Raw genomic sequence first — 14,499 nt, 5'->3', positions numbered from 1 at the left:
GAGAAAACTCGTCATGGATAAAAAGGAACTTCAGAAACTAGAGGATGAGCACAATCGTAAATTGCGAGACTTAGAGCGTTTGGAGATGGATTTGGATGACGATTTCCACAAGTTTAGTAGGGAGACGGATCATCTCCTAGAGGCGCTTTCCTATGCATGTAGAGATTGTAGCTTTGCTGAAATTCAACCTTATATTTACGAAATCGAGAATAATTTGGATGGCTACCATCAACTTTATAAGAATCGTATAGAGAATGTACTAGAAGCTCGACATCAAGAGAATAAAAACTATTACAAACAGGTAGAAGAAAGAAAAGTCTAATAATATACTCTGTAAAAAAAGAAGTTGGTTTCTATAGTTTTTAGTTAGAAACAAAAAAGTAAGGATGCAAAGAAAAACTGTCGATCGATAGTTTTTTCGTTTGTTCAAAAATAATTAAAATAAAACAGTTTAAAAATGAATAAAAGCTTGCAACCGTCAGCATTTATTGATATAATAAACCTATAAAACTAATTTAAAGGAGTTTCACATGGCTTTAATTCAATTAACAACAGAAGAACTACGTACTTCTGCTCAGAAATACACTAATGGTGCTGAAGAAGTAAGACAAGTGCTTCGTACATTGAGTAGCGAACAAGAAGTTATCAGAGAGAACTGGAAAGGTTCTGCTTTTGAGAGCTTTGATCGCCAATTTACAGAATTGTCTCCAAAAATTGAAGAGTTCGCTACTTTGCTCGATGAAATTAATGCACAGTTGAATAAAGTTGCTGAGATTGTTGAACAAAACGACCAAGATCTTGCAGCACAAATTTAATTTGTTATAAGTGGCTTTAGGAGGGCGAGAGCCTTCCTATTTTTGTTATGGAGATGATTAAAAGGGATAATGGGAAAGAATAAGATTTTTAAGTATGTAGGAAGTAGTCTGTTAGCACTATTATTGCTCGCTTCGATGATTTTTTTGAATCTGTCTGTTCAAAAAAATACTACTATTAGCAATGAAAGCAATCAAAAAGCAAACCAACAGACTAAATTAAATGTGGCTATCGTAAATGAAGATAAGCCCGTTTATATGGATACGAAAGAGTATAACCTAGGTGCTAGTTATGTAAAAAACATTGAGCGGGATAATTCGCAAAATTGGTTCGTTGTACCTCGCGGAACAGCAGATGCTGGATTAGAAAGTGGGAAATACCAACTAGTTTTAACGATTCCTAGTGACTTTTCTGAGAAAGTATTGGATATCAATAAGATTAATGTAGACAAGACCATTATCAATTATAAGATCAATGCACAAGGAAATTTGCAGGTTGAGAATGATGCCAATAAACTAGCAAAAGATATTGTAGCAGATCTGAATAGCCAACTAGTAGATATGTATATGGCTAGCATTTTGAGTAATCTTTATACTGCACAAAAAAATGTCCAAGCTAGCTCACAGATACAAGCGACCAATATCGGAAGTTATCGTACCAACTTATATGGGACAGCTATCAACTCGAAAAATCTTTTTCCAACCCTTTATAGCATGTCTAGTTCTTCAGTAGAATCAAACAATGCTTTAAAGACAGGTTTGGAAAGCTATACGCAAATTTTTGACCGCTATGATACCTCACAGATTGCTTATGGTAATAAAATTGCTGATTTGCTTAAAGCAAGGGTTTCCGAGAAGGAAAATCATGCGGATATTATTACGGGATTAATCGGTCAAAGTCACACAGAAGTTCAGAATCAAATTGAAACTTATAAGAAATTAATTGAAGCTCAAGGTAGTCTGACTTCTAATATAGATGGAACAACAGCCTCTTCTGATGGTACGTCATCAGAAGTTGGATCTTCCTATAAAGCAGTAGCAGAAAATATCAGAAAAGAAATTGATGCATTACAAACTAATTTGACTGAAGAGCGAACTAAGTTTGAAAATCATAAGAAGGATATTAATAACTTTATCGATGAAAAATTAGTGGCTTATTACGGAACAACTGAAAAGGGCAACATCACTCTTGAACAATTCCTAGACAAAGCTGGGAATAAGGATCTAGAAAATGCTGAAAAAACCATTGAAGGATTGTTGGGAACTGCAATATCTGAATTACCAGCAGAAGATTTTAGTGGAAAAGTATTTAATGGTTTTGGAATTTCACCTGTAACTATACCTTCCTTAGACTATAGCAAATTAAAAAGTTTGGGCACTCCTAGTGAGGGGACAACTTTAACGGATTTGAAAAATCTGGAAAGTGAAGCCATTACAAGTACAACTCCTGTAGGTACAACTGGTACAAAAGCTAAAGTTACATGGAAATCCGAAACGGGAGTGACGGTTGCATCAGTTACCTATGATGGCACTCCGGTAATGCTTGGTCAAGAAATTGATTTGAAGACTGGTGGGACCTTTAAAGTAGTATACAGTGTAACTGAAACATCTTCAGCTGCAACTCCAGCCCCAGCCCCAGCTCCAACATCTACACCAAAATCAATCGATATTTCATTAAATGATGTTCAAGCAGTAAGTGCTCCAGTAGATGTGGCAAATGTTCAAAAAGCTGCGGTTTCTTATGGACAAAAGGTTCAGAAAATAGAGTCTACTTATCAAAAAGTGGATTCACTATTAAAAGCATATAATGCTATTAAAGGATTGCGAAACAGTAATGTTTCTACAGCTTTAACAAATATTTGGTACGAAGCGATTACTTCAAATCTGAAGAAATATGAAGATAGTCTATCTGCTCCTGCCAGTGCTACAGATACGGATGGTGCTAAGGACAAAGTGGATAAGGCCTTAACAAAATTGACTGATTTGAAACCTGTATTAGAAAAAAATGTGCGAGATGTTTTGGATACAAACAAGGAATTGGATACCAAAATCAAGGACCAACTTGAGAAGTACAAACAGTTAGAAAAGGAACTAGAGAATTTGGAAAAGGCTCAAGACGGAGGAAATACTGCTTTTGAGACTACTAATACGCAATTGACAACTCTAAATACTGATTTTGCAGCTCTTTTAGCAGAAACAGCAGGTGTGAAGACTTCTTCTCAAAGCAATGTGAAGGTGGCTGAATCAGTGAATGAGACTTTGAGTAATTTTAATCGTGAATTATCAAATGCTCAAACTAGTACTGAAAAACTTTCACAGGATGCTGATTCGTTGATGACACAATTTAACGAGGAATTAACAGCTAATGGCAACTTTGTTGAATCTTTCTTGAAAGTTTTAAATAATGCTTATGAAAATGGAGTGCCAAATGAAGTCTTGCTCAATTTCCTATCAAATCCAGTTGCGCAAAATTCATCTTCAGTAAAAGCAACAGTTAATGTATATCGTCCGTTTACATGGATTCTACTTTTGGAAATTGTAAGTCTCTTTACAGCTTATCTCTTTGCAACTCAAAACATTATTCGTAAGGTTAAAGATAAATTTAAATTAGATAAACTACATGATACAGATCTTGTGACTGTAACGATCTTATCTGCTCTAAGCCTTGTTGTTGGTCTAGTAGTTGGTATCGTTTCAAATATTCAGCTACAAGTTGGTCGTGAGTATCAACCATCATGGGTTTTATTAATTGTTTTAGCGGGATTTGTGCTGATTCAAGGACAATATTTCTTACTTAAACATTTTCGTGTCATTGGTATGGGACTTGCCTTCTTTATGATGATTAGCTTTGTCTACCTATCAAATGCTATCGGTACAACAGCTAGTCTAACAGGCTTCCCAGCATTTATCAAAAACCTTAATGTTTTATCAATATTAGAAGGCTTGCTCTCAGGATATTTTGATGGACATCCAGCCACAATTATAGTTTTTGTCGCAACAATTTTTGTGATAGCAATTCTAATTGTTATGAACGTTTTTATCAAAGCAGGAAGTTTGTGGTTTCAAGTAAATCAACCTGAGAAAGTATAGAAATTAAGAATATGAAAAAAATATTTCTTTTGCTTCTTACCTTGGTAGCGTCTGCAGTAGTTTCAACAGCTACTGCAGATGATATAAAGGATAACAGTCTGCAACTTGACGATTCTCGAATTGAGAAGAAAGAAGGATTGAAGTTTGGTATTCAATCTGAACAAGTCAAAGACCTTTTTAATGAAGCGACTCAAAAGAAGTTGCAGGAAATGCAACATTATCAAGAGGAACAGTTGATCACAGAAAGGGGCCAACTGTTTTCTGCTATACAGGGACCAGTAAAAAATAATTTGCAAGAACAACTATTTCAACCAAATTCCAACAAATTATCTAAATTTCAAACAAATTTAGATAAGACTACTGGAGGAGAATTGAATAATTTTATGCCAGAGATGTTCTATGTAGGAGTCGTTCTATTGCTGATGGGTGTCACTGGTTTGATGAGTTACCGAGTGATGGCAGATAATTTGGATTGATGTTTTAACAGTTCGTCCAAGAAACATAGAAAAAGGATAAATCAGACAGGAGATACAAAAAGTAATGGAGCAACATATCAATATTACCCTGCGCTTGAAAGATAGGGATGTGGATATTCGAATTCCCCGAAAGATTGAAGTACGTCGGCTAATCCGAGAAATTGATACGATTTTTAATCCAGGAATAAAGAGAAAAAAATACCAATTAAGAATAGTCAATAAAGGTTTGTTGATTGATGAAGGAAAACATCTGTCTGATTATCCAATGACGACAGGAGATTTAGTAGAAATTGAGGAAATATAGGTGACTGAAGAAAAATTTGTATTTGGTGGACAACCATTTATTTATGAAAAAAATGAAACTACCTGGGAATTAAAACTCAAACGTTCAGATGTAGCTAGTCAAGATCTACGAGAGCTTTTGCTGTTGGATTTACACCATCCATTGTTCTTGGAGCAATCCATGGTATCTGATGAGGACAGTGTGACTTTTTCTTACCAAGTAGAACCTTATGGATTAAGTTATGATGAAGTGAAGAATCGTACAATCTCAGAGAGAATTCGTTTAGCTCTAAACGTTTTTAGTCTAGAGGGAGCTTTAGAGTTGCCAGTAACGTTTCTTTTGCATCCAATGAATCTGTTTATTACGAAAGATGCACAAGCTAAAATTGCTTATCGTGGAATTCCAGATTTGATGGTTCCTCAGGCTATATCTCCAGAAGATTTTCTACGCCAAGCCAAGTGTTTTACAGTAACTTTATTTACCGATTTGGATTTTATGGATCTCTACAATGGTTCTCTGGAACTAGAAACGTTACCAGATTTCCTAAATGATTTGTGCCAAGCTAATGATATTGCATCTGCAGTTTCAATTTTGGAAAAATATTATGTCGAGAAACATACGAAAGAACAGGCTGATTTGGTATTAGTTCCAAGTAGAAAACATCGTGTTTTTAAGTTGGCTACAATCTGGTTGTCAGCTAGCGTAGTTTTGTTGGCTATTCCACTTATTTATTTGATTTTTGTGCAAAATCCATTCAAAGAAAAAATGCTACAGGCTGATACTGCCTTTATAAAAGTGGATTATAGTGGGGTTATTACGGAATTGGAGGGTGTTACTCCGTCTAATTTACCAAATACTCAAAAGTATGAACTGGCATACTCTTATATTCAGGGATTGGAATTTTCTGATGATCAAAAGAAAGTCATTTTGAATAATGTGACTCTCAAGTCAGATGAACTTTATTTGACTTACTGGATCCAAATTGGGCGCAACCGTTTTGAAGAAGCTCTCGATATTGCCAAACGGATTAATGATAGTGACTTGATTCTCTATGCGTTGACTCAAGAAATCAAGCAAGTTCGAGAAGACGATAAGTTGTCAGGAAAAGATCGAGAAAGTAAGTTGAATGCATTGGAGAGTGAGTACAAGAAATACTGGGATAGTCGAAGTCAATTATTGACAAATGAATCTAGTGCTAACAAGTCCACTACTACAAATCAACAAGGTAAACCTTCTGAAAGTAAACCTTCTTCAGAAAAGAAATCTAGTCCTAGCACTTCCTCTAACAATTAAAGGAGACCAGGAGAGAAATTATGAAAAAACAAATCATTTTCTACAGCCAAGGTCTACGTTATGAAGTAGAATTAGGTGCAGATAAAACTGTCTTGATCGGTGCAACTGAAAAGGCTCAAGTGTATCTTTCACAACAGGAAATGCCAATTCAACTTAAAGTTGATGGTGAAGAGGTGTTTTATCAGTATGGTGACGAAGTAGGCCTGCTGAAAAACGCTCTAAGCTTGGGGGAAGTCGTCTTCTATCTCCGAGAAGGAGAAACAAAAATTTATGATCTTTTGGATCTGTCAGAAATTCAGATAGGTTCTCATAAGGGAGCTCTTATCACTCTAGATGCAGAGATTGAGCTATTATTGCAGAAAACTCAAAATCAATGGATTTTGACTCGAATGCAAGGGGAGTTCTATAGAAATAATCATTTGGAGCAAAACGACCAACAACTCATTAGTTTTGGGGATGAGTTGAGCTTAGGAGCTGTGACAATTAAACTCTATCCAGATGAGATTTGGATTCAAGGACCAGCTCAAGTTGGGAAACAATTGACATTGAGAGAGCCATCTCGTTATGCCTTTTATGAAGAGTATCCAGATTATCATCGTTCTCCAAGAATCATCTATCGTGGTAGTGAAGATAAAATCTTGATAAACCCTCCAGGTCAGGAACCGGTTAAACCTAGTGATGAACTATTGAAATTGATCATTCCACCTCTTATGATGATTGGGGTAACAATCCTGATTACGTTGATTCAACCTCGAGGAATTTATATTCTTGCGACAGTAGGGATGTCAATCACTACATTGATTTTCTCTATCCGAGGCTTTTTCAAAAATCGGAAAAAGTACAAGGCTGATAAAAAAGAGAGAATTGATCTCTATCACCTTTATCTAAAGGACAAGGTCATGGAATTGACTCGTCTGGAGCGGGAACAAAAAGAAGGGATGAACTACCATTTTCCAACTGTTTTGGAGTTGACTGACCTCGTTGAGAGTTATAATCACAGAATCTATGAAAAGACCCCCTTGCACTTTGACTTCCTTTATTATCGTCTGGGCTTAGGAAAACTCCCAACTAGCTATGAGTTAAATTATGGGCAACGAGAACGAAGTGGGAAGAAAGATGCTTTAGAGGAAGAGGGATACGCCCTCTATAGTCGACATAAAAAAATCCCGGATATGCCGATTCCAGCCAATCTAAGCCATGGGCCGGTGGGGTATATTGGTCCAAGAAATCTAGTTTTAGAACAACTTCAGTTGTTGGTCATGCAGATAGCTACTTTCCATTCTTATCATGATGTGCAATTTATCACCATCTTGCCTGAAGAGGAAAAAGAACAGTGGTCTTGGATGCGTTGGCTTCCACATGCCAAGCTTCAAGAGCTCAATGTGCGAGGATTTGTATACAATCAACGAACACGGGACCAGGTTCTCAATAGCTTGAACCAAATCTTGAAACTACGTCGTAGTCAAAAGGAAGAAACATCACATAAAGAAAGTACACTTTTCCACCCTCATTACGTAGTTTTAGTGACAGATGAAAAGCTAATATTGGACCATGTCATTATGGAATTCTTTACAGAAGATCCAACAGATTTGGGTTGTTCTCTCGTTTTTGTAGAGGATGTGATGAGTTCCTTGTCTGAAAATATTCAGACAGTGATCAACATCAAGGACCGCAATACAGGACAACTTGTCATGGAAGAAGGAGTTTTGAAAGAAACAGACTTCCGCTTGGATCATTTTCCAGTCGATTATGACAAGGAGCGCATTGCTCGAACCTTGGCACCTCTCAATCACCTTCAAAATCTCAAGAGTTCGATTCCGGACTCGGTTACCTTCATGGAGATGTATGGGGCGGAAACATTTGAAGACTTGCAGGTATCGAGCCGCTGGGAAAAGAACGCGCCTTACAAGAGTTTGGCTGTTCCGATTGGTTTACGAGGTCAAGGTGATCTGGTTCAACTCAATCTTCATGAAAAAGCTCATGGGCCTCATGGTTTGATTGCAGGGACGACTGGTTCAGGGAAGTCAGAGACCATCCAATCTTATATCCTGTCTCTAGCTGTCAACTTCCATCCTCATGATGTAGCTTTCTTGCTAATTGACTATAAGGGTGGTGGGATGGCCAATCTCTTTAAAAACCTACCCCATCTCTTGGGGACCATCACTAACTTGGATGGTGCCCAATCCATGCGTGCTCTAGCTTCAATCAATGCAGAGATCCATCGTCGTGAGCGACTCTTTAGGGAATTTGAAGTTAATCATATCAATCAATATCAGAAGAAATTTAAAACTGGAGAAGCCAAAGAACCTCTCCCTCATCTCTTTCTCATCTCGGATGAATTTGCGGAGCTCAAGGCCAACCAGCCAGACTTTATCAAGGAGTTGGTATCTATCGCTCGGGTCGGACGTTCTCTAGGGGTCCACTTGATCCTAGCAACGCAGAAGCCATCAGGAGTAGTCGATGATCAGATCTGGTCTAACTCTCGCTTTAAGATTGCGCTCAAGGTGGCGGACCGCTCTGACTCCAATGAAATGCTTCATACGCCTGATGCAGCTGAAATTACGCAGACTGGACGCGCCTATCTGCAGGTCGGAAATAACGAAGTCTATGAACTCTTCCAGTCAGCATGGTCAGGAGCAGATTACCAGCCAGAAAAGGATGATATGGGGATTGAAGACCATACCATCTACCTGATCAATGAATTGGGACAATATGAAATCCTAAACGAAGACTTATCGGGCTTAGAGGATGCGGATGAAATCAAGGAAGTTCCGACAGAGTTAGATGCGATTGTGCACAACATTCAACTCTTGTGTGAAGAAAAAGAGATTCCTCCAGTACCGCAACCATGGTTGCCACCGCTCAAAGAGCGCATTACGCTTGAGGAGTTAGAAGAAGTGCAACCGACAGTAGCCTGGGAACAAGAGAAACCACTTTCTGTACTACTTGGGATGGCAGATATTCCACAGGCACAGAAACAGGAAGCTGTCTCTATCAATCTCGCCAAAGACGGTCATGTCCTTCTCTATGGAAGTCCGGGTACTGGGAAAACAACCTTCCTTCAGTCTGCAGGTATGGACTTGGCTCGTAAGTTCAGTGCTAAGGACCTTACTATGTACTTGATGGACTTTGGAACCAATGGTTTGGCTCCACTATCTAAACTTCCGCAGGTGGCAGATACCATGCTTTTGGACCAAACGGAGAAAATCTCTAAATTTGTACGAATCATGGAGAAAGAACTCAATCGTCGGAAGAAACTTCTCTCTGACTATGGCGTAGGGACATTGGAACTCTACCGTCAGGCCAGTGATCAGAAAGAACCAGCTATTGTCATTCTTTTAGATAGTTATGAAGCCATCAAAGAAGAGGCTTATGAGGCAGAACTCTTCAAGCTCCTAGTGAGAATTTCTCGTGAGGGTCTCAGCATCGGTGTTCATCTCTTGATGACAGCTGGTCGTCAGACCAACCTGCGAGCTCAACTCTACTCGAACTTCAAGCATCAATTGAGCCTACCACAGAATGAAGCAAGTGAAGTGCGTGTGATTGTGGGAGCTACACCACTTGCTATGACCATGGAGGACATCAAGGGACGTGCTCTTATCAAGCGTGAGGAAGTCGATGTCATCCAATTGGCACTTCCAGTTTCTGGAGCCAATGACACCCAAGTCCTCAACAACCTACGCAAAGCAGTCGCTTCGCTCCAAGAAGCCTGGACAGGTCAACGTCCAAGTGCCATCCCGATGGTACCAGAGGAGTTGACGATGGATGCTTTCCTAAATCTACCGACAACTCAGGAAGCAGTTCAAAATAATGAGTTGCCAATTGGTCTAGAGTTCGAAGAAGTTCAAACTATAGGCTTGCCGTTTGATAGATTCAAACACTTGCTTATTTTGTCAGACAAAGATGCTGCTATGAACGCTGTAACTAACCATATGATAAAACTTCTTCTACATTTATTTGATAAGGAAATCGTTACGATTTTTGATCCTATTGATGAATATCGTTCATTCAAGGATAATGTAGGGAACTACCTAGGGAATGGTATGTCTTATCGTACTATACTTGATAGTTTGAAAGAACGAGTTCTTATGGCTAGAAAACAGCGTAGAATGTTTGAACAATTTGTTGTAGTAACGGATCTTGGACAATTTGTAGCTGACAGTAATATTGAACCGAATGAACTTGCCCTTCTGATGGAAGAAGGACACAGAGTTGGTCTTCATTTTATCTTTGCTACTCATAAAGCGTATTTATCTAGTTATGCGGATATACCGAAATATATGAAAACTCAATTAGATACAGCTATCGTAGCAATGAAGATGTCTGATCAATCGATCTTCACTCGCTCTACTACAGGGCGTGAAGAACAGTTGCTAGATGATCAAGTTTATCTTCACTATCAAAATGCCCAAATGAAATTGAAGATTACAAAATAATGGGAGAAAGAGGAAATTGATTAGATGACCCAAGAAGAATACCTTCAACTAAAAAAAGAATATAAAATTCGACTAGTTTTAGTAATAGTTCTATTCGTATTATTTTCTATACTAAGCATCGTCCTTATCGTAAATTCAAATAGATTCATTCCACTGGGAGCGACAGCTATGGCTACAGTTGTGCCCTTTAATCACTTTTTACTCGTTCCACTTTGGGAAGCGAAGAAAGCGATAGAAGCAGAGCATCCTGAATGGAAAGGACTTAGTACCAGTGGAGCCAAGGTGGCTTCGTCAGAAACGAGTAAACGGAACTTGGCAGCTGTTGGAAGTGTCATTGCTTTGTTCTTCTCGTTCGCTTTACTCTATAGACCTGCTAAGGTGTACCAGAAGGTCCCTACTGCCAATGAAATAAAGAATCTTCCCAATATTGAAAACAAGAATATTCCTAAGATTGAAAAAAAATCAGAGGAAGCGGGTTCATCTTATACAACTTCTTCAGAATCTGATTCATCATCTTCCACTGAAGAAGTTCCTAAAACGGAAGCTTCAAATACAGAGACTCGTAAGTATAATTTTCATGTTTATGGGATTGACGACGACGAACTTGATAGAGTGATTGATAAATCTTTGAAAGATATAAGAGAAAATCATGCTAAAAAACAGGCTACAGAAGACGTGGAGGAAAAAAATGAGTGATGAAAGTTTAAGGGCACAAATTGATAGCGATAAAGCTAAAAAAGCAAAGTATCAAAGAGTTCGTAATTCTATTCAATCACATGGCCTAGATTCAGATGTAGATCTTAGTCGTTTTGAAAGCTATGTTGAACTTTGTGACAAGGCAATCAATAAGATTGATGGGAATGAGGGATATCATTATCTATCATCTCTCAAAACAAAATTAGAATCTGATAAAAAGACACTCAAGGAATACATTGATTTTGTTAAGGATGCCAACTCATCTTTTAAAGATTTATATGTAACTCTGGGTGAAAAAATATCAGATTTGGATTACGCAATAGCTAGTAACAGAGCAGCATACAATAAAGGAAAACCTTTATGGGAACAATTATGGTGGTAAGAGGAGGTATCTATGGATACGGATATTAATACTATTGATAGTAGCTATACAAGTGATGTTGTAACATACGATGATAGTCAATTGGACACAGTTATCAAAGAATTAAACGAAATTATTAGTCTTCTTTCCAGTATAGATACTGAAATATCTGGTCTAAACTCAAATGATACAGAGTGGAAAGGAGAGAGTAAAAATCATTATTTAGACTTGAAGGACTTTCTCCAAAAATATCAAGAAGATTATAGTAAGAGTGTTAAAGAGCTAAAAACAGTTGTATCAGGTCTAAAAACTTTACTTGGTTCTATCTCGAGTTCCAATGTCATAAAGGAGATTGACAACGCATGATATTCACACTAGAAGCTTTATATACACTACATATATTTAATAACTATTCAGATGATCTGGTGTTTCTTCCACTTCCAGTAGGAAGTAGCAAAAATCGAAAAGAAAATCTCTTATCAGTAATAGAAAAAGGTTTTGAAGATCTAAAAGAAATGGGACTTATCGTTGATAACCAACCTACAGAAGAATGTGCGCAATACGGAGCTTATCTGAAGGAATATCATGATGCAAACTATCATTGTCAGGTGGATCAACGCTTATCCTATGCACCTGGAGTTGATGCATATAAGCGAATGGCTATTATTATTATGGAAGTTGGTGATAATCAATTTCAACTGGATCGTGCTGGAAGCGCGGTTTTCCTAGCCTTCTTGATGGAGATGCATCCTGTCTTGCAAGATGTTGATGATACCATTAAAGATTATATACACTCACAATGGGAAGTGGAAGCATTTATGCGCCTAATGGTCCACCATGGAAATGATGAGGCCATTCGTATCCGAATCAATGAATTTTCAAAAGATACACAAGATACTGTTTACTTGACAAGTAATGGTCATTTATATGAATATGATCTATTTACGCAGATGCGTCGTTCGATAGATAGTGAACAACTAAAAACAGAACTGATTCAAAAATTGAAAGTGAGGATGTGATATGGGGGTAGATTTTAAACTTGTTTTGAATGATCAAGAACAGCTTATTTACCATTGTCTTAACATAGTCCATTATACAAATCAGGTCAAGACCAAAATTCAACATGTCGTTTCAACTCTCCCCGACCTGTCCTCTGAAGGTGCCTATCATGATTTGATAGCCAATAGTGAGACTAATGCTGGTTTGGGCCTATTTTATCAAAAAGCACAGGAATTTGAAGCAGTCAGCGAGGTGCTCTATAGACATGCGCAGAATACTTATGAAAAAATGGTGAATACGGATAAGGTTTTAGCGACAGCGATTGCCAACTTTTTATTGAATGAGCCAACGACAAGTGCTGCAGATAAAGAAACCATTAGAAAAGATCCAAAAGGATCCGTTGAACAAATTATGAAAAACCGCCAAGCAGAGGCTCAAGGAAGTGGGGCGAAATGACGAAGTATTATACGAATAAACCTGATTTTTCTGGTGATCCAACTTATCCTCTGGTTTCGTCCGATAGTTATTTCAAGTCGATGAGTTCTATCATGGATGATATTGAAGCAGCAGGTAAAGTTGTAAAAGATGAAGGGGTCGAAGACTTATACAGTCAAACAGGTGAAGCATCATTAGGAACGACCAAAGATAGTACGACATTTGATAAGTCCCTGAAACGGATCTACAACATGTTAACGAGTGCCAAGAAGATTCATTCGGATATCATGCAGAACATCGACAGCAAATTCACCAAAGGGATGGATGAGGCCTTCACAACCTTAAATAATGTTAATAGTTCGAGTAAGCCGTATAAAAGTAAATACACGAAAAAAACAGTGTCAAAGAAAGTCTTAGCCGGATATAAGGCAGACGGTAATGCTGTCTATATAGACTCCACTGAAGTGAAGTCCTATAACCTGTCAGAAATCCTAGATGGGAAGGCAAGCCCTCTTCAAGCCGCAAAGGATGTCTATGATGATCGTATAAAGGCTGTCAAAGAGATGATGGCCAAGAAGGATCAATTATCAGATGAGCAGATCAAGGCCATAGAAGGCAAGAGTGCGGAGGAAGTCGTGGCTGTTCGCTACCCTGGACAACTACCAGACTACCAGAGACTCAAGGCAAGTCGCTATTATGAGGAGAATAAGGAAAGTCTCCAGTATTTAGATATTGGGCTTAAAACACTAGCGGTATTAAGTATGATAGGGGGAGCTGCCTTAGCCCCTGCGACAGGTGGTACATCACTAACAGCCACCTATGCGGGAGGTACTTATCTAGCCGCAGACAGTGCCTATTCAGCAATAGAGGGACACAGCTTTATTACTGGAACGCAGTTGACAAATGAGGAGCGAATATGGGCAGGTATTGATTCGGTAGTAACGATTGCGAGCATGGGTTCGGCAGCTTATCTGACGAAACTAGCTAAGAGTGGGGCCGAAGGCTCTACCCTATTAAAAAACCTAGCGACGGCAGGGACACATGCGGACGATGTCAACGATTTCACTAAGGTTGTCTATGCGGTAGGGACAGGAAAGGATCCAAGTTCAGACATTCAAAATCTCATGTTTGGTCAAATCATGGGCTTTGGTATGAAGCAGGCAGGAAATTACGTTGGTAAGAAGTTTGGTGCACCATCTGTAGATGTGTCAGGCACCAAACCATCTCATCTGGATGTCCCACTTCAAGGCAAGCAAATACCTAAGCTGGATCCAGACAGTGTTCGCTTTAACAGTCGGCAAGATCTGCATCTAAAAGCAAGTCCAGCTGATGGGACCCTCGCCAAGCTAAAAAATCACCCAGCAGTCAGCCTGGATGTACCGAAGGTCAAACAAGTATCAGGCGACAGCGCAACTAAGGCTATTGGCGGAATTAAGCCAAGTGATGTGGACGTACCGAAGGTGAAGGGAACAGCGAATCCATCACCAAGTCAATCAACAACACCGCCAATAAAAAATATGCCCCTGGAAGAGTATGAAATGTATCGGACGAAGAGTGTTATCAACCCTGACTCGGATACAATGACATTAGGTAAATATGAACCTACAATTAGACCTGA

Annotated in this window: 12 protein-coding genes and 1 pseudogene; all 13 read left to right on the top strand. The window is 38.6% G+C overall.

The annotated features are described in order from the left end of the window. Window positions 1-13: 13 nt before the first annotated feature. Window positions 14-322 carry a hypothetical protein gene (locus HMPREF1481_RS08105; RefSeq protein ID WP_016466196.1) on the top strand — a complete coding sequence of 103 codons (309 nt, stop codon included), beginning with the start codon at window positions 14-16 and terminating at the stop codon, window positions 320-322. A 208-nt stretch (window positions 323-530) separates the two neighbouring features. Further along, a complete protein-coding gene (locus HMPREF1481_RS08100) occupies window positions 531-815 on the top strand; it encodes a WXG100 family type VII secretion target (RefSeq protein WP_016466195.1) in 285 nt (94 codons plus the stop codon). Window positions 816-884: 69 nt separating this feature from the next. Next, the gene (esaA, locus tag HMPREF1481_RS08095; protein ID WP_016466194.1) at window positions 885-3,902 is read left to right on the top strand and encodes a type VII secretion protein EsaA; all 3,018 of its coding nucleotides are present in this window, start codon (window positions 885-887) and stop codon (window positions 3,900-3,902) included. Window positions 3,903-3,913: 11 nt separating this feature from the next. Next, window positions 3,914-4,378, top strand: a complete 465-nt coding sequence (gene essA, locus HMPREF1481_RS08090) for a type VII secretion protein EssA (protein ID WP_016466193.1) — start codon at window positions 3,914-3,916, stop codon at window positions 4,376-4,378. A gap of 64 nt (window positions 4,379-4,442) precedes the next feature. Further along, window positions 4,443-4,682: an EsaB/YukD family protein gene (locus HMPREF1481_RS08085; protein ID WP_016466192.1), complete on the top strand. Its 240-nt coding sequence runs from the start codon at window positions 4,443-4,445 to the stop codon at window positions 4,680-4,682. Then, a complete protein-coding gene (essB, locus tag HMPREF1481_RS08080; protein ID WP_016466191.1) occupies window positions 4,683-5,954 on the top strand; it encodes a type VII secretion protein EssB in 1,272 nt (423 codons plus the stop codon). Window positions 5,955-5,974: 20 nt separating this feature from the next. After that, complete coding sequence (gene essC, locus HMPREF1481_RS08075; RefSeq protein ID WP_016466190.1) at window positions 5,975-10,390, top strand: type VII secretion protein EssC; 4,416 nt, start codon at window positions 5,975-5,977, stop codon at window positions 10,388-10,390. Window positions 10,391-10,414: 24 nt separating this feature from the next. Further along, window positions 10,415-11,086, top strand: coding sequence for a hypothetical protein (locus HMPREF1481_RS08070; RefSeq protein ID WP_016466189.1), 672 nt, complete (start codon window positions 10,415-10,417; stop codon window positions 11,084-11,086). Then, the gene (locus HMPREF1481_RS08065; protein WP_016466188.1) at window positions 11,079-11,468 is read left to right on the top strand and encodes a hypothetical protein; all 390 of its coding nucleotides are present in this window, start codon (window positions 11,079-11,081) and stop codon (window positions 11,466-11,468) included. Before HMPREF1481_RS08070 ends, HMPREF1481_RS08065 begins: the two co-directional genes overlap by 8 nt. A gap of 12 nt (window positions 11,469-11,480) precedes the next feature. After that, window positions 11,481-11,813 carry a hypothetical protein gene (locus HMPREF1481_RS08060; protein ID WP_016466187.1) on the top strand — a complete coding sequence of 111 codons (333 nt, stop codon included), beginning with the start codon at window positions 11,481-11,483 and terminating at the stop codon, window positions 11,811-11,813. After that, window positions 11,810-12,466, top strand: a complete 657-nt coding sequence (locus HMPREF1481_RS08055; protein WP_016466186.1) for a hypothetical protein — start codon at window positions 11,810-11,812, stop codon at window positions 12,464-12,466. The genes HMPREF1481_RS08060 and HMPREF1481_RS08055 overlap by 4 nt, the downstream gene beginning before the upstream one ends. 1 nt (window position 12,467) lies before the next feature. Then, the gene (locus tag HMPREF1481_RS08050; RefSeq protein ID WP_016466185.1) at window positions 12,468-12,902 is read left to right on the top strand and encodes a hypothetical protein; all 435 of its coding nucleotides are present in this window, start codon (window positions 12,468-12,470) and stop codon (window positions 12,900-12,902) included. Between the two features lie 80 nt (window positions 12,903-12,982). Beyond that, window positions 12,983-14,499: pseudogene (locus HMPREF1481_RS10870) on the top strand (hypothetical protein); the annotation flags it as partial.

This window comes from Streptococcus sp. HPH0090 (assembly GCF_000411475.1).
Taxonomy (GTDB): domain Bacteria; phylum Bacillota; class Bacilli; order Lactobacillales; family Streptococcaceae; genus Streptococcus.
This window is presented reverse-complemented; position numbering and strand designations above follow the sequence as displayed.

What these genes read in the sequence shown, in the direction of transcription:
- HMPREF1481_RS08050 (WP_016466185.1), top strand. Translation starts at nt 12,468, where the DNA reads ATGGGGGTAGATTTTAAACTTGTTTTGAATGATCAAGAACAGCTTATT.
- HMPREF1481_RS08070 (WP_016466189.1), top strand. Translation starts at nt 10,415, where the DNA reads ATGACCCAAGAAGAATACCTTCAACTAAAAAAAGAATATAAAATTCGA.
- essA (WP_016466193.1), top strand. Translation starts at nt 3,914, where the DNA reads ATGAAAAAAATATTTCTTTTGCTTCTTACCTTGGTAGCGTCTGCAGTA.
- HMPREF1481_RS08085 (WP_016466192.1), top strand. Translation starts at nt 4,443, where the DNA reads ATGGAGCAACATATCAATATTACCCTGCGCTTGAAAGATAGGGATGTG.
- HMPREF1481_RS08055 (WP_016466186.1), top strand. Translation starts at nt 11,810, where the DNA reads ATGATATTCACACTAGAAGCTTTATATACACTACATATATTTAATAAC.
- HMPREF1481_RS08105 (WP_016466196.1), top strand. Translation starts at nt 14, where the DNA reads ATGGATAAAAAGGAACTTCAGAAACTAGAGGATGAGCACAATCGTAAA.
- esaA (WP_016466194.1), top strand. Translation starts at nt 885, where the DNA reads ATGGGAAAGAATAAGATTTTTAAGTATGTAGGAAGTAGTCTGTTAGCA.
- HMPREF1481_RS08065 (WP_016466188.1), top strand. Translation starts at nt 11,079, where the DNA reads ATGAGTGATGAAAGTTTAAGGGCACAAATTGATAGCGATAAAGCTAAA.
- HMPREF1481_RS08100 (WP_016466195.1), top strand. Translation starts at nt 531, where the DNA reads ATGGCTTTAATTCAATTAACAACAGAAGAACTACGTACTTCTGCTCAG.
- HMPREF1481_RS08060 (WP_016466187.1), top strand. Translation starts at nt 11,481, where the DNA reads ATGGATACGGATATTAATACTATTGATAGTAGCTATACAAGTGATGTT.
- essC (WP_016466190.1), top strand. Translation starts at nt 5,975, where the DNA reads ATGAAAAAACAAATCATTTTCTACAGCCAAGGTCTACGTTATGAAGTA.